We start from the raw sequence: 18,045 nt of genomic DNA, 5'->3' as shown, positions 1-18,045 counted from the left end.
TCGACGGGTAGTGGCCCTTCGACGGGACGGGAGTGGCCGGTGGCCGAGGTGCGCACGCTCCTCGCGAAGTTCGGGCTCGGTGCCGAGCACGTCGCCCGCCCGGCCCGCAGCCTCTCGATGGGCGAGCGGACCCGCGCCCTGATGGCCCTCTTCCAGGGCCGGGAGGTCAACACGCTGGTGCTCGACGAGCCGACTAACCACCTCGATGTGGCCGCCATCGAGCAGCTCGAGGCCGCCGTGGCGGCCTTCTCGGGGACGGTGCTCGTCGTCAGTCACGACGTGAGCCTGCTCAGCGGCATACGCCTCACTCATCGGTGGCACGTCGCGAACGGCGGCGTGGAGAAGGAGGTGCTCTGACGTGCCAAGGTGGGAGGCATGTCAGCCACGACCGTCGTCCTCTTCGGTGCCACCGGCGACCTCGCCAAGCGCAAGCTGCTCCCCGGGCTGCTGCACCTGCACGAGTCGTGCCTGCTGGCCGGCCTGCGTGTCGTCGCGACGTCCCTGGAGGACCTGACCCGCGAGCAGTTCCTCGAGCTGGTCTTCAGCGCGGTCAAGGAGCACAGCAGCCGCGGGGTGACCGCGGAGGACCTCGACGAGTTCGCCGACCGGATCCACTGGGTGCCGGGCAAGGCCGGGATCGAGGGCCTCAAAGCGGCGGTCGAGGAGTCGCGGGGGATTCTCGGCCCGAAGTCGCAGCTGCTGCACTACCTGTCCGTGCCGCCCAAGGCCGCGCTCCCCGTGGTCCACGAGATCGAGCGGGCCGGGCTGGTCAGGGGCTCGCGGATCATCATGGAGAAGCCCTTCGGCACCGACCTCGCCTCGGCGCGGGAGCTGAACGCGGAGCTGCACAAGGTCTTCAAGGAGGAGCAGATCTTCCGGATCGACCACTTCCTCGGCAAGGAGCCGGCGCAGAACATCCTCGCGTTCCGCTTCGCCAACGGGCTGTTCGAGCCGATCTGGCACCGCAACCACATCAGCCACGTCCAGATCGACGTGCCCGAGACCCTCGGGCTCGAGCAACGGGCCGACTTCTACGAGGCGACCGGCGCCTACCGCGACATGGTCGTGACGCACCTGTTCCAGGTCCTCGCCTTCACCGCCATGGAGCCGCCGACCGCTCTCGAGCCCGAGGCGATCAGCGAGGAGAAGAACAAGGTCTTCCGCTCCATGGCGCCGGTCGACCCGCACGACGTCGTGCGTGGGCAGTACGTCGGCTACCGGGACGAGGAGGGTGTCGCGCCCGACTCCGAGACGGCCACCTTCGTCGCGCTCAAGTGCTACGTCGACAACTGGCGGTGGGCCGGCGTCCCGTTCTTCCTCCGGACCGGGAAGAAGATGGCGGAGGGGGCGCGGATCATCTCCATCGCGTTCAAGGAGCCGCCGCAGTCGATGTTCCCGCCCGGCTCGGGAGTGGGCGACAACGGCCCGGACCACCTGACCTTCGACCTCGCCGACAAGGCCCGCATGTCGCTGTCCTTCTACGGCAAGCGGCCCGGGCCGGGGATGAAGCTCGACAAGCTCTCGATGCAGTTCTCGATGCAGGACACCGACTGGGCCGGCGCGGCCTTGGAGGCCTACGAACGGCTCATCTACGACGCGGCCCGCGGGGACCGGACGCTGTTCACGAGCGCCGAGGGCATCGAGCGGCTCTGGGAGGTCAGTCAGCCGCTGCTCGAGAACCTCCCGCCCGTGCGGCCCTACCACCCCGGCACGTGGGGGCCGAACCAGATCCATCAGCTCATCGCGCCGTATGCCTGGCGGCTGCCGTTCGAGCGGCCGTGGCGTGATCCGAATACGTGGGGCGCCTGAGCCAAGGCGTGAGGACCCGAGCGACGAAGGAGCGAGGCCCGGAGCGCCGATTCGGCTCGGGCGCCAAGAGGGCCGGCGCCTGAGCCCGCCCCCCGGTTCGAGGTGTGCGGTGGCGGGGAGCAGGTACCCCAGCACCTCGACCCGGCGGGTCACTCGCCCGGGTAGCTGACCCCGATCTGGCGCCGAACCTCGTCCATCGTCTCCATCACCCGGAGCGTCGCCGCGTGCGGCATCGACGGAGCCTCGTTCGCACCAGCGCTGAGGCTGCGCGCGAACTCCGCTGCCTCGTAAGCAAACCCGTGGACCTGCGGCCCAGACCCGACGTCCCGCTCATCGATGACGGCACCGTCGGGCCCGACGAGCCGGACCGTCGTCGGCGCGTAGAAGCGACCGTCGAGCTCGAGCCGTCCCAGCGTTCCCGTCACCGTCGCGGTGCACGGTCCGGCACCCAGCATGGACGCGGAGAGGAGGGCCTGGGCGCCCGACGGGTAGGTCAGCAGCAGGCCCGTCGTCGCGTCGACACCGCGGTCGGTCGACGTGCCACGTGCGACGACGCCGGTCGGCGCCCCGAGGACCAGGTCGGCGAAGCTGACCGGGTAGACGCCGAGGTCGAGCAGCGCCCCACCGGCGAGCTCCGGCGCGGCGAGGCGCTCCGGACCGATCGGGTAGAGCGGCTGCGAGTGGTCTGCGACGACGTGGACGACCTCGCCGATGACACCGTCCGCGACGGCCCGGCGCACGACCGCGTAGTGGGGCAGGTAGCGGCTCCACATCGCCTCGGCGACGAGCAGGCCCGCCCGACGGCCCGCGTCGAGCACCTCGCGCGCCTCGACGGTGTTGCGGGTGAAGGCCTTCTCGACCAGCACCGGCTTGCCCGCTGCGATCGCGAGCAACGCGTGCGCGTGGTGCTCGGAGTGGGGCGAGGCGATGTAGACAGCGTCGACGCCGTCGTCCCGGACCAGCTCGGCATAGCTGCCGTGCGCCCGGTCGATCCCGAACTCGTCGGCGAACGCCCGCGCGCGTCCGGGGTCCCGGGAGCCGACCGCCACGACGCTCGACGCCGTCCCGTCACGCACGGCACCCGCGAACGCCCGGGCGATGCCGCCCGGCCCGAGGATGCCCCATCGGATCGCGGGGGCGTCCCGCGGGTCAGCGACGCCCGGCTCGGGCAGCTTCAGGGCCGGTATGGCGCCCACCTCGGCCGCGCTCATCCCTGCACGTCCCACAGGTGGTGCGTCAGGTCGTGGATGAAGTAGAGACCGAGGGTGCGCGCGGTGAACTCCGCACCATCCCCTCGCAGGCCGGTCCAGCTCCACTGGTCGCCGTCGGGTCGGTCGAACGCGTCGGCCGCCGCCTCGAAGGCTGCCTCCAACTCGTACCGGACAGTCTCCGGATCAGACTGCCAGTAGGCGCCATCCACCGCCGCGGCATCCTGGTCCCAGTTCGCGAACCGGACGGGTGCGCCCCCACGGGCGGCGAGGATCTGCTCCAGCCGCTCGCGCATGACGTCGCAGACGTCGCGCACGTGGCAGCAGTACTCCAGTGGTGACCACACCCCTGCCGACGGACGACCGCGCACGCCAGCGCGACCCAGCACAGCGGCATACCTCTGCTTGTCGTCCCGGACGATCTCGGTGAAGGCGAGCGGGCTGATCTCCTTCGGGTCGAAGCCGCAGTCCGGGCACCGTCGGGTGAGCACCCACGTCCAGTCGGAGGTGTCGGGCGCGACCGGCCCCGGGTCGTTCAGCTCGCTCGGAACAGACATGTCGCCACTGTATGACCGCTGGCCGACTCCGCGGTGACGCTCCGGTAACGTGGTCCGGTGCTCAGCGAGTGGTTGCCGTGGATCGTGGTGGGGGGTGTCGTCGTCCTCGGCCTCATCGCCCTCGCACTCCTCGGCCCGGGTGCGCCGACCTCCTTGTCCCACAAGGGATCCCGTCGGCGTCGCCCCCACCGCAACCACTTCCGCCAGGGCGACCCGCCCGATCTGCCGGTCCGGCACGCCGCGGTCGTGCTCAACCCGACCAAGGTCGCCGACGCGGGACTCGTCCGCTCCGAGATCCGTCGCATCTGCACGGCGCAGGGGTGGGGGGAGCCTCGCTTCTACGAGACCACCATCGCGGACCCGGGCGGCGCCCAGGCCCGCCAGGCCGCGGAAGAGGGAGCGGCCGTGGTGTGCAGCCTCGGCGGCGACGGCACCGTGCGGGCCGTCGCGTCGGCGCTCGTCGGGACGGAGACGCCCCTCGGCATCCTGCCTGCCGGCACCGGCAACCTGCTCGCCCGCAACCTCGACATGCCCGTGGGCTCCCTCGAGACGGCGATGCGTGTCGCCCTCACCGGTCGCAACCGGCGGATCGACGTCGGTGAGCTGGTCATCGGGTCGCCCGATGACCGGCAGGGAGACGGCACCCCCACCCGGACGCCGGGGGACGGTGACACCGATCCAGCGACCGGGAGTGCAGGCGCTCCGGCCGGCGACCATGCCCACCCGCGGCCGGAGCGACACCGGTTCCTCGTCATGACGGGGATCGGCATGGACGCCGCGATCATGCAGGGCACGAACGAGAACCTGAAGGCCACGGTCGGCTGGGGCGCCTACGTCGTGTCCGGCATCAAGCACCTCGTCTCACCGGAGTTCCGGGCCACCTTCCGGATGGACGGTGACCCGGAGTTCAAGAGGCGCGCCCGGGCGATCATCATCGGCAACTGCGGCCGGCTCCTCGGCGGGCTCGTCCTCATGCCCGACGCACGCGTCGACGACCAGCGGCTCGACGTCGTCATCGCCTCACCCAAGGGCTTCGTCGGCTGGGCACCGGTCATCGCCCGCGCCCTGACGCGGCGGCGCAAGGGCCACCCCACCCTCGACCACAAGGTGTGCGGCGAGATCCACGTGCGCACCGACCGGTCGCTTCCCGTCCAGGTGGACGGCGACGTCATCGCCGAGGCGAGCGAGATCACCGCTTCGGTCCTGCCGGCCTCCCTCACCGTCCGCGTCGCGCACTACTGAGCGACGGGCGGCGGCCGTGCGGTGCTGTCGGCCCCAGCCGCTCAGTCGGTCCCCGGCCGCTCAGTCGGTCCCGGGCCGCTGGGTCACTGCAGGCGCCGGCCGACCACCGCGAACATCGTCACGGCGAAGAAGGCCTCGCCTGCCTCGGCGGCGGTGCGGATCGAGGCGAGCAGGTCGTCCGCCTGGCCTGCGCTGAGCAGCCCCTGGTCGACGGCTGCACGGGCGTTCTCGGTGATGAACCCAGCTCGCAGCACCGCGTCCCCCTGCAGGACGATGGCGGCCGAGCCGACGTCGGCGTCGACCATGAGGCCCGCATGGCGCAGCTGGCTCGAGAGGTTGCGCCCGGAGTGCGGGTTGCGGATCCGCGAGAGGCCGGCCCGGCGGTAGGCCGCCATCGTCTCCGGGTCGCCCTCCGGGCGCTGGATGGCCGTGCCCCAGTCCGAGTCGATGACGCCGACCCGCCCACCGGGCGCCAGGACGCGCGCGAACTCCGCGACGGCACGCTCGGGGTCCGCGAGGTGCTGGAGCACCCGCTCGCAACGCAGCACGTCGACGGTGCCGTCCTCGAAGGGCAGGGAGAGCGCCTCACCGGCGACGAACCGGGCCACGGACAGCTCCTCCCGGCAGCGCCGCTCCGCCTCCGCGCGCAGCCCGGGGTTGGGCTCGACGCCGACCGCCTGTCCGCGGTCCCCGACCAGAGCGGCGAGTCGCCGCGTCTCGGTCCCCGACCCCGAGCCGACGTCGACGGCCACGTCTCCGGGCCCGGGCGCGAGGACGTCGAGCGTCCAGTCGCGCAGCCGCTGCACCGCGGGTGACGACTCCTGCAGGTCGAGGATGGCGAGCATGGCCTGCACCTGCTCCGGAGAGGTCGCCTCCGTCGTGAACAAGTGCTCCGGCACCGGCCCCGGGACACCGCGATCAGTGCTCATCTGCCGAGCATGACGCACCGGCGTGAGAGCCTGCTGGGCTTCGTCGCAACTGGTCCTCGCCGGCGGCCCGTGCCCTCCGCGACCCCGCGGACGTCCGACCGTATGCCGCTGAGCCCGCTCCCGTCGCCACGCCTGTCCCAGCGGGGTCACGGAACGAAACGGCCCCCGAGGTTGAGGAAGGCGGCCGCGACGGGGTCGGTCTTGCTGACCGCCTCGGCGAGCGCCTCGTCGCTCGACCGACCGCGGGCGAGGGCGGCATGGTGGGCGACCATCGCGTCGGCCGCAACGTCGTCGGGGATCGGCGAGACGGCTGCGACGACCGACCGGGCGCCGAGGGAGATGACGGAGGCGGCCAGGCCGAGGGACTCCTCGCCGGGGCGGAACGAGGCCGACCCGACGTCGCAGGCGGAGAGCACGACGTGGTCGGCGCGGACACCGGTCGGCTGGAGCTCGTGGGCGAACACGGGGCCGTCGTGCAGGGCGACCGACGAGAAGAGCGGCGACTGCACCTCGTGGGTGCCGTGAGCCGCCACGTGGACGACCCCCGGCGCGGCCAGCGCCTCGACGAGCCGACGTGCCCGGGACGGGGCGACGACGGCGGCATCCGCGCCCCACGTCGCCGCGATGGCCTCCGCCTCGGCGCCGGCGCGGGCGAGTGCGGGGCCCACGCTGATGTGGACGCTGCGCGACCGCTGGCCGGCCGCTTCACCGCCACCCTCCCGCGAGCCGTCCCGACGGGCATAGGCCGTCAGTGTCCTGGCAATGGTGAGCGGTCGCCCGGCCAACGAGGGCAGCAGCGCCCACGGTAGAGCCGACACCTCGTGGCAGGTGACGAGCACGAGCCCCGGGGCGTTGCTGCGCCACGGCCGGATCACCGCCTCGTCGAGGACCCCGGCGGCGCCGCAGAGGGAGGCCCAGACGACCGGCTCCAGTGCGCCGAGGCGCTGGGTGGCGGCCGCTCGGAGGTCCGCACGGATCCGCTGCGCCAGCTCGGCCGCCTGCCGCAACGGCATGAGGTCCAGGAGGATGGCGCGCCCACGGATGATGCCGATGCCCCGGAGGCGGTCGTCGAGGGCGAAGAGCCACACGAGGTCACGGTCTGCGTCGGCGAGCACCTGGCGCGCCTCCCGAATCCGGATCGGTGCCGGGGTGGCCGCCTCGGCTGCGGCGGTGAGGGCCCAGTCCCGGGCGCGGATGAGGCGCTGCAGGTGGTCGGCCTCGCGTTGCAGGTCGAGCGGGCGATCCGGCTCGGCGTGGATCCGGGCGCGGACCAGGCGCAGCCGTTCGGTGAGCCGGGCCAGCTCCTCGTCGGCCGGTCGACCGAGCGAGGGCATCCGGTCCATCGCGCTGCGCCAACGCTCGAGGGTGGCGAGCACTGCCGGCGCACCGTGCCCGAGGGCGAGGCGCAGGTCGAGCCCGGACAGCCAGGCACCGTGGACGGCGCGGGCGGTGCGGACGTCGAGGCTGGCGCTGCCCTGCTGTCCCGCCTCGAGACGTCGTGCCGCGCTGGCGAGGAGTCGCCGGGCCCGGGTCGTGTCACCGGCAGCGGCCTCGACGGCCGCGGTGACCCCGGCGACGTTGAGCTCGTCCGACAGCGACGCCGGTGGTGAGGTGCGCTCGCCGAGGCGTTGGCGAGCGCCCGCGAGGTCGCCGGCGAAGAAGAGGGCGGCCGCGGCGGCGACCCGGGCGTTGTCGGCGAGTCGGCGGTCGCCGAGCGCCGTCGCGGTGTCGACGAGCTCGTCAGCCTGCCGGGCGGTGGCGCGACCGGCGGGTCCCGTCCTGGTGCTGTCGCGCTGGTGGCCCTGACGGTCGAGGTCGGCGAGCAGCCCGGCGAGGCTCGCCCGACCTGCCCAGGCGGTCGCGCCGAGGCGGGTGAACGCCGACCGCGACCGCTCCGCAGCCTCGCTCGCCAGGTCGTGGCAGCCGCGGAGCTGCTCGGCGCGGGCCAGCTCGAGGTCGAACTCGGCGCGCAGCTGGTCCTGACCGTCACCTGGCTCGCCCGCGATGCTCTCGGCGCCGACGTGCAGCGCATCGACCGCTTCGGAGATCAGTCCGGCCTCGAGCAGCACCCGCGCACGGTCGAGCACGGTCGGTGCACTCGAGAAGTCGGTCTCGAGCTCGGCGGCCGCCGCCATCGTCGCCAGGGCACCGGGCAGGTCACCGAGCAGGTATCGGGCGTAGCCCTCGTTGTGCCGCGCCATCTGGGCCTGCGCGACGAAGCCGTTGTCCTCGGAGAGGGTCGCCGCCTCATGGAAGGACTCGAGGGCTCGACCGGGGTCGCCGGTCTCCATGGCGAGCATCCCGCGGCTCAGGAACACCGAGCACTGCTCGACCGGGGTGAAGCCGGACAGGTGTCGGACCGCGGACTCGATCCCGGCGGATGCGGCGGCGAGGTCGCCGGCCCGACCGTGGACGTTGGCCCGTTGGTAGTCGATACGGGCGCCCAGGTCTGGGTCGCCGAGCAGCTGGGCGACCTGCGAGGCCTCGGCGAAGCGTTGCTCCGCGGCCTCGAGACCATGGAGGAGGAACTCGGTGAGCGCGAGGGTCACCAGCGTCTTGCACCGGAGGACGAGCAGGTCCCTCTCGGGGGCCGCGTCGCCGGCCCGGTCGATCGCCTCGAGCGCAGCCTGCAGGGCCCGCTGTGCCTCCATGGGGCGTCCCGCATGGTTGTCGGCGGCTGCCTGGTCCTGAAGGGTGCGTGCCTCCGCGAGCAGGTCGACGATCGCTGCCTCACCTCGCGATTCAGGGCCGGAGTCACACCTCGATCGTGGGAGTGATCACCGGCCGCACCTTGGGGTCGGAGGGGTCGACTCGGATCACGAAGTGAATCGGCCCGTGAGGTAGATCATGGATGACGAAGCGGCCGTTCGCATCGGTTTTTGCGGTAACCGCCCGGTCCTCCATGACCGCCTCGACGAGCGCCTCGGGCCGGGTGACCCACCCGTCGATCCGCACGTGGCCCTCCGTCGACTCGCTGGGGCTCACCGAGACCATGAGGTTCACCGACGGCGCCGAGAAGGTCACCGAGTCGATCCGCGTCGGCTGCGCGCGGGTCTCCGAACCGCGCGTCGCGAGCAGCGCGGACTCCATCAGCTCAGCGACCTCGGCGTGCAGGGCCTGCACGGTGATGGCGAACTTGAGCCGTTCGCCCAACCCCGCCGGCACCGGGTCGGCATGGGCGTAGAGGTCCCGCAGCTGGCCGAGGTTGGCGAGGTCGCGCTCGTCGATCGCGTCGTTGTGGGACATGTCAGACCGCCCATCCGGGGTCGGAGCCGAGGGAGACCCTCAGCTTGTTGAGGCATCGACCGCGGGTCGGGCCGATGCTGCCGATCGGCATGCCGAGAGAGGCGGCGATCGCGGCGTAGTCGGGCTTGTCGGCGAACGCGATGACCCGCAGCAGCTCCTGGCAGCGCGGCGTCAGCGACGAGATGTGCTGCCAGAGGAGACGTTGGCGCTCGCTGAGGATCGACTGGGACTCGGGGTCGAGCTGCTGCGCCGGTGCCTCGGGGACCTCCTCGACACCGATCTCGCGGCGTTCCCCCCGCACCAGACGCCAGATCTCCCGCTTGACCACCACGATGAGCCACCCGAGCACGGCCGCCGGCTCCTTGATCGTCTCGGCCCGGTCGACGAGCTGCAGGAGCGCCGTCTGGATCGCGTCCTCGCAGGTGGAGGAGCTCGCGCCCTGGGCTCGCGCCGCGTGCCACAGGACCGGCGTCACGAGGTCGACGAGCTCCGAGAGCCGTTGCCGGTCACCGGCGAGATAGGCGGCGAACGCGTGGCCCGCCAGCGTGCCGACGCCGTCCGGCGCCGTGGGGGTCGGACTCATGGATGGTCTCCTTTCAGACACTCCTTGAGGGCTCGGACGGCGCGCTTGCGCATCGCGAGGTCGCTGACGTCGGTGAGGTCGTCGCCCGACTCGATCAGGTGCGCCGCGAGCTGGGCGGCCAGGACCGGGGTGGCGAACGACGTGCCGCTCCACGCGGCGAAGCCCTGGCTGTAGTCGTCCGGGTCGACCGTGCGCCGTTGCCCCGTGGCACCGGTCACCGTGGTCGACCCGGCGGCGCCGTTGACCTGTGGGAAGGTGCTGACGACGGAGACACCGGCCCGGTAGGCGCTCACGATCGGGAGCTGGTTGGAGAACAGGGCGATGCTCGTGCCGTCGGGGTTGTGGGCACCGACGCTGGCGAGCGGCGGCTGGCTCTTGTCCGTGACCCGACCGGGCGGCCGCTTCGCCAGCACCGCGGGCACGAACGGCAGCTCACACGCGTCGTTGCCCACGCCCGCGACGACGAGGACGCCGTGGGCGGCGAAGCGGTCGAGGACCTGCTTGACCGGCCCCGAGAGGTAGGACGCGTCCTCCGCGTAGTAGCCGAGCGACAGGGAGAGGACGTCGATGCAGTCGCCGGGCCGGTTCCGCTCCTGACCGCCGACGTGCCGGCTCAGCAGCGCGGTGAGGGCGGCCAGGACGTCGCCCTCCTCGGCGACGCCCTCGTCGTTCATCACGGGAATCGTGAGGATCGTCGCCTCGGGGCAGCCCTGCCGGATGAGGCCGGCGATGAAGGTGCCGTGCCCGAAGACGGGCGGGGCCTCCCCGGTCAGCAGGTTCACCGGGGTCGGTGCGACCGCGGTGCCGCCCGGGTCGGGCACCAGCTCGCCGTCGGACACCGCGAGCCGCAGGACCCTCTTCTTGTCCCGGAACCAGGGGTGGTCGGCGACGGCCGTGTCGAGGACCGCGACGACGGGAGCGCGCGGCACGCTGCGCGCCCGAAGCGCCGGGTCCTCGAGGACGACGCTGACGGGCATCCGCCCCCCGCGACCGGGCACGAGGTACTCGGTCAGAGCGGTCGAGGGCACGCCGCCCCAGTACGGCACTCCACCCCAGTAGGGCACGCCGCCCCAGTACGGCACCCCACCCCAGTACGGCACCCCACCCCAGGCACCGGCCGGGTGGACGACGTGCTCGAGGCTCAGGGTGTCGGCGACCCGCGGGGCGTTGGCGCGCAGCTGCTGCAGCACCGACCAGGCGTCCGGCGCGGGGGCCCCCGCGGTCCGCGTCTCGAGGACGACGCTCGAGACCCAGATCTCGTCGAGGATCTGACGCTGCAGCCCGCGCGTGCCCCGCAGCCTATCGATGCGGCGCGTCGTCCTCGCGGTCAGTCGGAAGGTGAGGTCCAGCGGCTCGAGCGCCGACCCCAGGGCGCTGAGGCGCATGTCGCGGGTGCTCGCCGGGAAGCCGGTGACCAGCAGCCGGTTCGGCAGGTAGAGGGTCGGCGACGGCGGCTGGCCGGACGAGGTGCGCGCTGCGGTCGCCGGGTCGAGCGCTCGCAGCTGGGGCAGTTCGCCGTTGGTGTCCGGCTGGTCCGACATGGGTTGGCCTCCTGGTCACGGGTCGATGGATCGAGCCTTCCACCCGCACAGAGCGCGCGGGGGTGATTCTGATACACCCGCAACCGGACAAACTCCCCTCGCCGCCAGGTATCAGGGCCGGCCGGCCCCCCTCTGACAGGGCGAGGGGACGCAGCCGGGCCTCCATGGGGGCCGCCAGGGGGAGCGGGGAGGTCCGGCACCGCCCGCGCTCGATCGTTAGCACCCTCCGACCGATCGGGAGCACCATCCCGCGCCCTGGCGCGACAGCTCGCTCAGCGGCATACCCCTTCCGTATGCCGCTCAGCCCAGCCTCGCGTGGCGCGTCCCGTTCGCGACGGGCTCAGGCGCGCAGCGCGTCCAGCCACGCCTGCGCGGCCGCAAAGTCCCGGTCCGTCGTGCCCTCGCGGGCCTCGGCGGCGGCGCCGTCGGCCCGGGGGTAGGACCCGAGGAAGCGGACATCGGCGCAGACCCGTCGCAGGCCCATCAGCGTCTCCCCGACCCGGGCGTCGCGCACGTGCCCCTCGAAGTCGATGGAGAAGCAGTAGCTGCCCATCGCTTCGCCGGTCGGCCGGGACTCCAGGCGCGTCATGTTGACCCCGCGCACGGCGAACTGCTCGAGCAGCTCGAGCAGCCCGCCGGCGCGGTCGGTCTGCTGGTAGAGCACGACGGTCGTCTTGTCCGCGCCGGTCGGCTCCGGCAGCGTCCCGGGCCGCGTGACGAGGGCAAACCTCGTCACCGCCGTCTTGTTGTCACCGATGTCGCTCGCGATGACCGACAGCCCGGAGTTCGTGGCCGCCACCGGCGCGCACACGGCTGCGTCGTACACCGCGTCCCCGCCGCCGGCGAGGTCCTCCGCGGCGCCCGCGGTCGAGAGCGTCGGGACGTAGACGGCGTCCGGGAGGTTCGCCGCCATCCAGCCGCGCACCTGGGCCCACGCGTGCGAGTGGGTGCCGACAGCACGGACCGAGCTGAGCGGCATACCGTCCTTGGCGCAGAGGACGAAGGTGATGGGCACGAGAACCTCGCCGATGATGACGAGCGGGTCCCCGCTCGCGAGTGCGTCGAGCGTCGCGGACACCCCGCCCTCGACCGAGTTCTCGATCGGCACCATGGCGGCGTCGACCTCTCCGGCACGCAACGCACCCAGGGCTGCCGGGACGGAGGGCTGGGGCACCCGTTCGACGGGGCGCTCGCCCGCCCAGCTGTTGAGCGCCATCTCGCAGAACGTGCCCCGTGGGCCGAGATAGGCGATGCGCGTCAGCTCGTCGGGCGTGCGGGGCGTCATGGGCGGCAGGGTAGCCGCGCAGGCCCGCGTCCTGCCGCGGCGTCCCACGGGGTGCGCGGAAGCCGGCACCCACGGGCTCGGAGGTTAGCCTGTGGGGCGTGATCCGCCGGCACCCGATCAAGTCCCTCGTCGTGGCCTTGACCCTGGTCGTGCTCGCGCTCGCGTGGGCGTACGTCGCCCGGCCGACGATCCCGGTGCCGCCGACGCAGGCGCCGCAGCCGGGGCAGTCCCTCGTCGTCGTCGGCGTCGGCGGGGTCTCGTGGGACGACGTGTCGGCCGAGGACACACCGACTCTCTGGGGGATGTTGCGCGACGGGTCTGCGGCGTCGGTCTCCGTGAAGGCGCTGCACCTGACGACATGTCCGACGGACGGCTGGGCCACCCTCGGTGCCGGCGAGGCGGCCGGGCTCGCCTCCTCGACCGACCGGCCTGACTGCGGCCCGCTGCCCGAGGTGAGCGGCACCGCCGCGGCGGGCTGGCAGGTGGCCGGCTTCGACGCCATCGCGCGCGCCTCCGCCGACGGGCCGTATGACGCCCACCTCGGGCTGCTCGGCGACAGCTTCGCCCGCGCGGGGACCTGCGTGCAGGCCGTCGGCCCGGGCGCCGCCCTGGCGGCGGCCACCTCGAACGGCCGGGTGGCCCGGTATGCCCCCTTCTCCGTCACCACCCTCACGTCCGACCTCGCCCAGTGCCCGGTCTCGCTCGTCGACGTCGGTGCACTCCTGCAGACAGAGCCGGACCACGTGAAGCAGGTCGAGCGGCTCAACTCGCTCGAGCGGCGGATCAGCCAGGTGGTCGACGCCGCGCCGAACGGCGCGGACATCGTCGTCGTGGGCGTCTCGGACCGGGACCGGCAGGAGCGCCTACGCGTCCTGACCGCCAGCGGCCCGCACTACCCACCCGGCCTGCTCGCCTCGGCCTCGACCCGGATGACGGGGATCGCCCAGCTCTCCGACGTCACCGCGACGCTGCTCGCGACAGGCGGGGTGCACCCCGTGCAGGAGATCGGCGGGCGGGCCCTGACCGTCATCCCCTCGTCCAACAACAGCGAGGCGACCGCCGCCAGCAAGCTGACCGTGCTGACCGACCTCGACAAGAAGGCTGACGCGAAGCAGGCGATCGAGGCCCCGTTCCTGCTTCTCTGGCTCGTCACGGCGCTCGTCGTCTTCATCGTCCTCGGGGTGGCGTGGCGCCGGGTGCGCCCCTGGTCGGTGCTCCCGACCCGGCTGCGGGTCGCCCGGTGGGCGGCGGTCGTCGGGCTGGTCAGCGCCGCGATGCCGGCGGCCACCTTCCTGGCGAATCTCGCACCGTGGTGGCGGGTCTCCGGGCAGACGTGGGTGCTCGTCGCTGTCTTCACCGCCCTGGTCCTCGTCATCGCGGTCGTCCTCGCCGCCATCGCGGTGCAGGGGCCGTGGGGCAGCTCGGCCCTCGGTCCGGTCGCGGCGCTGTCCGCGGTCACGGCCAGCGTCATCGGTGTCGACCTCATCACCGGCTCCCACCTGCAGATCGGCTCGATCTTCGGGCTCCAGCCGCTCGTGGGCGGACGGTTCTACGGGATGGGCAACGTCGCCTTCGCGCTCTACGGCGCGGGCGTCCTCGTGCTCTGTGCCGCCCTCGCGCACGGGTTGAGACGGCGCGGCGCCCCCCGCCTCGCGGTCGCCGTCGTGGCCATCGTCGCGGTCGTCGCGCTGGGCGTCGACGTGCTGCCCGCCTGGGGCGCCGACTTCGGCGGGCCGCTGGCCCTCGTCCCGGCCCTCGGGATCCTCATCATCGCCGTCTCGGGACTGCGGATGTCGGTGCGCAACCTGGCCGTGGTCGCGTTCGCCGCGGTCCTGGTCGTCGGCGTCGTCTCGTGGCTCGACTGGCTGCGCCCCCCGGCCCAGCGGGCCCACCCGGGCCGGTTCGTCCAGAGCCTCATCGACGGCGGGGCGTGGCCGATCATCTCGCGCAAGTTCCTCGCCAACATCGAGCTCGGCCTCGCCATGCCGGTGCTGTTCGCGATCGTGACCGCCGCCCTCGTCCCGTTCATCGTCCTGGCCTTCCGTCCGGGACTGTTCGGCACCGGCGCGCTGGCCCGCCTCTGCCGAGAGGCACCGCTGCTGCGCACCGGCCTGATCGCCATCGTCGTCATGGTCGTGATCGGGTTCCTCACCAACGACTCCGGGATCGCGATCCCACCCGTCGCCGCCATCTTCGTCGTGCCCGGCATGATCGCCGCCACGGCCCACTTCCGGACCATCGAGGAGCGACGCAAGCCGGTCAAGCGGCGCAGCGACCGCCACCTGCTCTGACCTCTGTCCCGGGCGAGAGCACAGTCCCGACGATCGAGGGCACCCTCGCGACCATCGACAGTGCGCTCTGATCGCACCGGGCGCCTGTCGGGTGAGCGGTGCGGGGCCGTCAGTGCGCAGGCGCGAGACGGCGGCGCAGCCGGCGCACAGCGAGCGCCAGGGCCACGTCGCGGTACTGCGCGGCCCGGTGGACCTGACCCCGCCAGTCCGCTCCCGTCACCCGGTGGTGCAGCTCGCAGGGCACCTCCCGGACGACGAGTCCTGCATCGAGGACGTCGACCGTCATTCCGACCTCGACGCCCCAGCCACGCGCGAACGGCGCGGCCGCACCGACCGCCAGGGGTGAGAGGCAGCGCATGCCGGACAGCGGCTGCACCGGCGACCAGCCAGTGAGCTCCTCGATGCCCCGCCGGGCCAGCCCGACGACGAGCCCGTGGCCGCCTCCCGCGGTCCGCTGCACTGGCAGGGTCGCGATGGTGAGGTCGGCCTCGCCGGCGAGGACCGGCTCGACGAGCACGTGCAGCTCGGTGGCCGACTCCTCGAGGTCGGCGTCGACGAAGAGCACGGCCACGCGCTCCGGCAGCCGACCCGCGCGACGCAGCCCGGCCGCTCGGCCGAGGCCGCTCATCATGGCGTCGGCCTTGCCGTGGTTGCGCCCGTGCCGGACCAGCTCGGCGCCGGCCGCCACGGCGAGGTCGCCGGTCGCGTCGGAGGAGCCGTCGTCGACGACGACGACGACGGCGACGCCCGGGATCGTCCGCGCGGCCGTCACGGTCGCGGCGATGCGGTCCGCCTCGTCCTTGGCGGGGATGACCGCGACGACCGCTTCGGCGGGCGCCGAGACGGAGGGCAGAGGGGTCGCGCTCAGCTGGCTCGCCACCTCCGGCGTCCCGCTCAGCGGAGGGTCACCTGTCGGTTGGTGAGCCCGGCCTTGGCGCCACGCTCGGCAGCGGTGAGCGGCTCGGTGCGCGCGGCGGCCGCCTCGATGCGCTCGCGCATCTGCCCGACCGGCCCCTCGAAGTCGCTCGGCTCGGCGGACAGCTCGACCTCCCATACCGGGATGAGCAGCCCGCTGGAGCGGAAGCAGCCGAGGAGGCGGCCCTCGTCACCGAGGGTGCTCTCGCCGGCGGCGTGCAGGCGCGCGAGCGCCGTGGTCGCCTCGTCCTCACCCTGGGGCAGCACCCACCGGACATAGGTCCGGTCGCCGATGCGGCACCAGTAGCACGACGGCGCGGCCGTGACTCGGGTCGTCGGGATCGCGGACTCGTTGGCGCGCTCGAGCGACTCCTTGGCGTCCGCGTCGAGGTCGGCGTCGGCGACCCAGAAGTCGAAGCCCTCGTGGACGTCCACCTCGAGCGGCGCCGACAGGTCGAGGAGGTCCTGCAACCGCGGGGTCTCGGGCGTCGAGAGCGGCAGCGTCGGCACCGGGTGTCCCGGCTCCGCGGCCACGGCCAGCAGGATCGCCTGGGCGATGTCCCGGCTCGTGTCGCCGCTCGCGCTGCCGGACTGGATCCCGACGAGGACCTCGCCGGACTCTCGGTGCAGGCCCGGCCAGGCGAGTGGGAGCACCGTGGCGATCGTCACCGTCTCGGGCGCACCCTCGGGCGCCTGCCCGTCGGCGAACCGGACCCGCGCGGTCGCGGCGGGGACGATCTCGCGCATCGCGACCCACTCGGTCTCGTCGGGCAGCCCCTCGAAGGGGCGCGCGACGAAGGGCGCGGGTGCCGGTCGGGAGGCGCGCTCGGTGCGCGCGGTGCGGGAACGTCGAGAAGCCTTGCCCATGGGACGCAACCCTAGTGGGCGCGCGCGTGCGGCAAGAGCCCGGTGAGCGGCATACGGAACGGGTCAGTGCGTGCGGCGCCGCGACGGGCCGCCGAGCGAGGCCCAGACGGTGTGCCCGCCACCCTCGTCGACGACGCCCCATTCATGGGCCAGGGAGCGCACGATGCGCAGCCCCCGGCCGCTGGGCCCCCACGTCGTGCGCGGCGACGGGCGCGGTGTCGTCTCGCCGCCGCCGTCGGTCACCTCGACCTCGACGACGTTGTTCTTCACCTTCCAGTGCACTCGGATCGCGCCGTCCGACAGCGGCCGGGCGTGGCGAACAGCGTTCGCGACGAGCTCGCTGACGACGATCTCGGCCTCCGAGATGACGTCGTCGCTGACGCCGCGGCCCGAGAGGTCCTCGACGAGCGCGCGCCGGATCTTCGGGGCCGCCGACGGCGCCCACGGGATGCGCACCGTCCGCTTGTCGGTCGTGGGTGGCAACACGTCGCTGTTGCCGTGGCTGCGCTCCCCCTGCGTGCTCGCCACTTCCCCTCCTCAGTGCCGGCTCGCTGGCTTGGGTTCGCACGTTAACGAACCGGCTCCCTCTCCACAATGCCAACTCCGGGCGTTTCGGCAAACGATGACGTCGTATGCCGCCGTCTACCGTGAGCGCTATACGCGCGGATACTCGACAAGCGGGCTTCTCAAGGGCGTGCCATCAGCGTGGTGCCGATATATCGTTGGCATATCGCGACTGTGTTGCAGGAGGCGCAGTCCGGACTCGAGGAGGAGTCATGAACGGACCGAACGAGGACCAAGGCCCTTGGGGCAGCTGGGGCGGGCGTGGCCGCGGCGGCGGGTGGGGCGGCGGTGCGTGGGGCGGCGGACCGCCCTGGGGACCGCCCAACTGGGGCGGCGGACACCGACACGGACCGCCGCCGTGGATCCGGGACATCATCCGCAGCTTCGGCGGGCCCGACCTCGCCCCACCACGGCGGCCCAAGGTCCGGCGTGGGGACGTGCGCTCGGCGATCCTGGCCGTGCTGGCCGAGGCGTCGATGAACGGCTACCAGGTCATCCAGCAGATCGGCGAACGCACCGGCGGCGCCTGGAAGCCGAGCCCCGGCTCGGTCTATCCCACGATCCAGCAGCTCGAGGACGAGGGCCTCATCATGGGCTTCGAGTCCGGAGGCCGGCGGATCCTGCGTCTCACCGACGAGGGACGGCAGTACGTCGAGGAGCACGACGACGAGCTCGGCGAGACGTGGGAGCCGTTCGAGTCGGGCCACGGCCGCTCGGAACGGAGCCAGCCGATGGGCGGCGACTTCGAGCGGGTCATCGGCCAGGTCATCGGGGCCGTGTGGCAGGTCATGGTCAGCGGCACGGAGCAGCAACGCGCCGACGCGGCGGAGATCCTGTCGGACACCCGGCGGCGTCTCTACGGCCTGCTCGCCGACGAGGAGGACGAGGCACCGGAGACCACCGACGCCCCGGAGTGACTCTGGGCACCGGGGCTGCCCACGGGGGCGCGCACGGCGGGTGCGGCTGGCAGCAGCGGCCCCCGTGGGCGCCCCGGGTGGCGGACTGGGG

16 protein-coding genes are annotated in these 18,045 nt (G+C 73.0%); 5 read left to right on the top strand and 11 right to left on the bottom strand.

Annotated features, from left to right (window positions below; genetic code table 11):
* Window positions 1-357: ABC-F family ATP-binding cassette domain-containing protein (locus N864_RS10375; protein ID WP_162164524.1), on the top strand; the 357-nt coding region annotated here is incomplete at its 5' end.
* A gap of 18 nt (window positions 358-375) precedes the next feature.
* Window positions 376-1,809: a glucose-6-phosphate dehydrogenase gene (zwf, locus tag N864_RS10370; RefSeq protein ID WP_034716216.1), complete on the top strand. Its 1,434-nt coding sequence runs from the start codon at window positions 376-378 to the stop codon at window positions 1,807-1,809.
* A gap of 149 nt (window positions 1,810-1,958) precedes the next feature.
* On the opposite strand, the gene N864_RS10365 is transcribed toward zwf, so the two are convergent.
* The gene (locus N864_RS10365; RefSeq protein WP_034716215.1) at window positions 1,959-3,020 is read right to left on the bottom strand and encodes a Gfo/Idh/MocA family protein; all 1,062 of its coding nucleotides are present in this window, start codon (window positions 3,018-3,020) and stop codon (window positions 1,959-1,961) included.
* Window positions 3,017-3,574 carry a DinB family protein gene (locus N864_RS10360; protein WP_034716212.1) on the bottom strand — a complete coding sequence of 186 codons (558 nt, stop codon included), beginning with the start codon at window positions 3,572-3,574 and terminating at the stop codon, window positions 3,017-3,019. Before N864_RS10360 ends, N864_RS10365 begins: the two co-directional genes overlap by 4 nt.
* A 57-nt stretch (window positions 3,575-3,631) precedes the next feature.
* Between N864_RS10360 and N864_RS10355 the strand changes: the two genes are divergently transcribed.
* Window positions 3,632-4,816 (top strand): diacylglycerol/lipid kinase family protein, encoded by a 1,185-nt coding sequence (locus N864_RS10355; RefSeq protein ID WP_034716209.1) that lies wholly within the window; start codon window positions 3,632-3,634, stop codon window positions 4,814-4,816.
* A gap of 83 nt (window positions 4,817-4,899) precedes the next feature.
* Here N864_RS10355 and N864_RS10350 read toward each other — a convergent pair whose 3' ends face one another.
* The 6 genes from N864_RS10350 to pheA form a co-directional block, all read right to left on the bottom strand.
* Window positions 4,900-5,745, bottom strand: a complete 846-nt coding sequence (locus tag N864_RS10350; RefSeq protein WP_081793674.1) for a methyltransferase domain-containing protein — start codon at window positions 5,743-5,745, stop codon at window positions 4,900-4,902.
* A gap of 146 nt (window positions 5,746-5,891) precedes the next feature.
* Window positions 5,892-8,396, bottom strand: coding sequence for a CHAT domain-containing protein (locus N864_RS10345; protein WP_034716206.1), 2,505 nt, complete (start codon window positions 8,394-8,396; stop codon window positions 5,892-5,894).
* Window positions 8,397-8,499: 103 nt separating this feature from the next.
* Window positions 8,500-8,991: a hypothetical protein gene (locus N864_RS10340; RefSeq protein WP_034716204.1), complete on the bottom strand. Its 492-nt coding sequence runs from the start codon at window positions 8,989-8,991 to the stop codon at window positions 8,500-8,502.
* 1 nt (window position 8,992) lies between these two features.
* Complete coding sequence (locus tag N864_RS10335) at window positions 8,993-9,574, bottom strand: RNA polymerase sigma factor (RefSeq protein ID WP_034716202.1); 582 nt, start codon at window positions 9,572-9,574, stop codon at window positions 8,993-8,995.
* Window positions 9,571-11,115, bottom strand: a complete 1,545-nt coding sequence (locus N864_RS10330; protein WP_034716200.1) for a S8/S53 family peptidase — start codon at window positions 11,113-11,115, stop codon at window positions 9,571-9,573. Before N864_RS10330 ends, N864_RS10335 begins: the two co-directional genes overlap by 4 nt.
* A 340-nt stretch (window positions 11,116-11,455) precedes the next feature.
* Window positions 11,456-12,400, bottom strand: coding sequence for a prephenate dehydratase (gene pheA, locus N864_RS10325; RefSeq protein WP_034716197.1), 945 nt, complete (start codon window positions 12,398-12,400; stop codon window positions 11,456-11,458).
* Between the two features lie 98 nt (window positions 12,401-12,498).
* On the opposite strand from pheA, the gene N864_RS10320 reads away from it, so the two are divergent.
* Entirely contained in the window at window positions 12,499-14,691 is a 2,193-nt protein-coding gene (locus N864_RS10320; protein WP_051518437.1) for a hypothetical protein, read from the top strand.
* Between the two features lie 109 nt (window positions 14,692-14,800).
* Here the strand turns inward: N864_RS10320 and N864_RS10315 are convergent, their stop codons facing one another.
* From N864_RS10315 to N864_RS10305, 3 genes are all read right to left on the bottom strand, one after another.
* Window positions 14,801-15,571 (bottom strand): glycosyltransferase, encoded by a 771-nt coding sequence (locus N864_RS10315; RefSeq protein WP_240474286.1) that lies wholly within the window; start codon window positions 15,569-15,571, stop codon window positions 14,801-14,803.
* A gap of 14 nt (window positions 15,572-15,585) precedes the next feature.
* Complete coding sequence (locus N864_RS10310; protein WP_034716195.1) at window positions 15,586-16,473, bottom strand: DUF5926 family protein; 888 nt, start codon at window positions 16,471-16,473, stop codon at window positions 15,586-15,588.
* Between the two features lie 63 nt (window positions 16,474-16,536).
* Window positions 16,537-17,001, bottom strand: coding sequence for an ATP-binding protein (locus N864_RS10305; protein ID WP_081793672.1), 465 nt, complete (start codon window positions 16,999-17,001; stop codon window positions 16,537-16,539).
* A gap of 248 nt (window positions 17,002-17,249) precedes the next feature.
* On the opposite strand from N864_RS10305, the gene N864_RS10300 reads away from it, so the two are divergent.
* Window positions 17,250-17,954 carry a PadR family transcriptional regulator gene (locus N864_RS10300; RefSeq protein ID WP_034716193.1) on the top strand — a complete coding sequence of 235 codons (705 nt, stop codon included), beginning with the start codon at window positions 17,250-17,252 and terminating at the stop codon, window positions 17,952-17,954.
* The last annotated feature ends 91 nt before the right edge of the window (window positions 17,955-18,045 follow it).

It is taken from the genome of Intrasporangium chromatireducens Q5-1, from assembly GCF_000576575.1.
Classification (GTDB): Bacteria; Actinomycetota; Actinomycetes; order Actinomycetales; family Dermatophilaceae; genus Intrasporangium_A; species Intrasporangium_A chromatireducens.
This window is presented reverse-complemented; position numbering and strand designations above follow the sequence as displayed.

Excerpts from the sequence above, each read along its gene's own strand:
- zwf (WP_034716216.1), top strand. The coding sequence starts at position 376 with ATGTCAGCCACGACCGTCGTCCTCTTCGGTGCCACCGGCGACCTCGCC.
- N864_RS10365 (WP_034716215.1), bottom strand. The coding sequence starts at position 3,020 with ATGAGCGCGGCCGAGGTGGGCGCCATACCGGCCCTGAAGCTGCCCGAG.
- N864_RS10360 (WP_034716212.1), bottom strand. The coding sequence starts at position 3,574 with ATGTCTGTTCCGAGCGAGCTGAACGACCCGGGGCCGGTCGCGCCCGAC.
- N864_RS10350 (WP_081793674.1), bottom strand. The coding sequence starts at position 5,745 with ATGAGCACTGATCGCGGTGTCCCGGGGCCGGTGCCGGAGCACTTGTTC.
- N864_RS10345 (WP_034716206.1), bottom strand. The coding sequence starts at position 8,396 with ATGGAGGCACAGCGGGCCCTGCAGGCTGCGCTCGAGGCGATCGACCGG.
- N864_RS10340 (WP_034716204.1), bottom strand. The coding sequence starts at position 8,991 with ATGTCCCACAACGACGCGATCGACGAGCGCGACCTCGCCAACCTCGGC.
- N864_RS10335 (WP_034716202.1), bottom strand. The coding sequence starts at position 9,574 with ATGAGTCCGACCCCCACGGCGCCGGACGGCGTCGGCACGCTGGCGGGC.
- N864_RS10330 (WP_034716200.1), bottom strand. The coding sequence starts at position 11,115 with ATGTCGGACCAGCCGGACACCAACGGCGAACTGCCCCAGCTGCGAGCG.
- pheA (WP_034716197.1), bottom strand. The coding sequence starts at position 12,400 with ATGACGCCCCGCACGCCCGACGAGCTGACGCGCATCGCCTATCTCGGC.
- N864_RS10310 (WP_034716195.1), bottom strand. The coding sequence starts at position 16,473 with ATGGGCAAGGCTTCTCGACGTTCCCGCACCGCGCGCACCGAGCGCGCC.
- N864_RS10300 (WP_034716193.1), top strand. The coding sequence starts at position 17,250 with ATGAACGGACCGAACGAGGACCAAGGCCCTTGGGGCAGCTGGGGCGGG.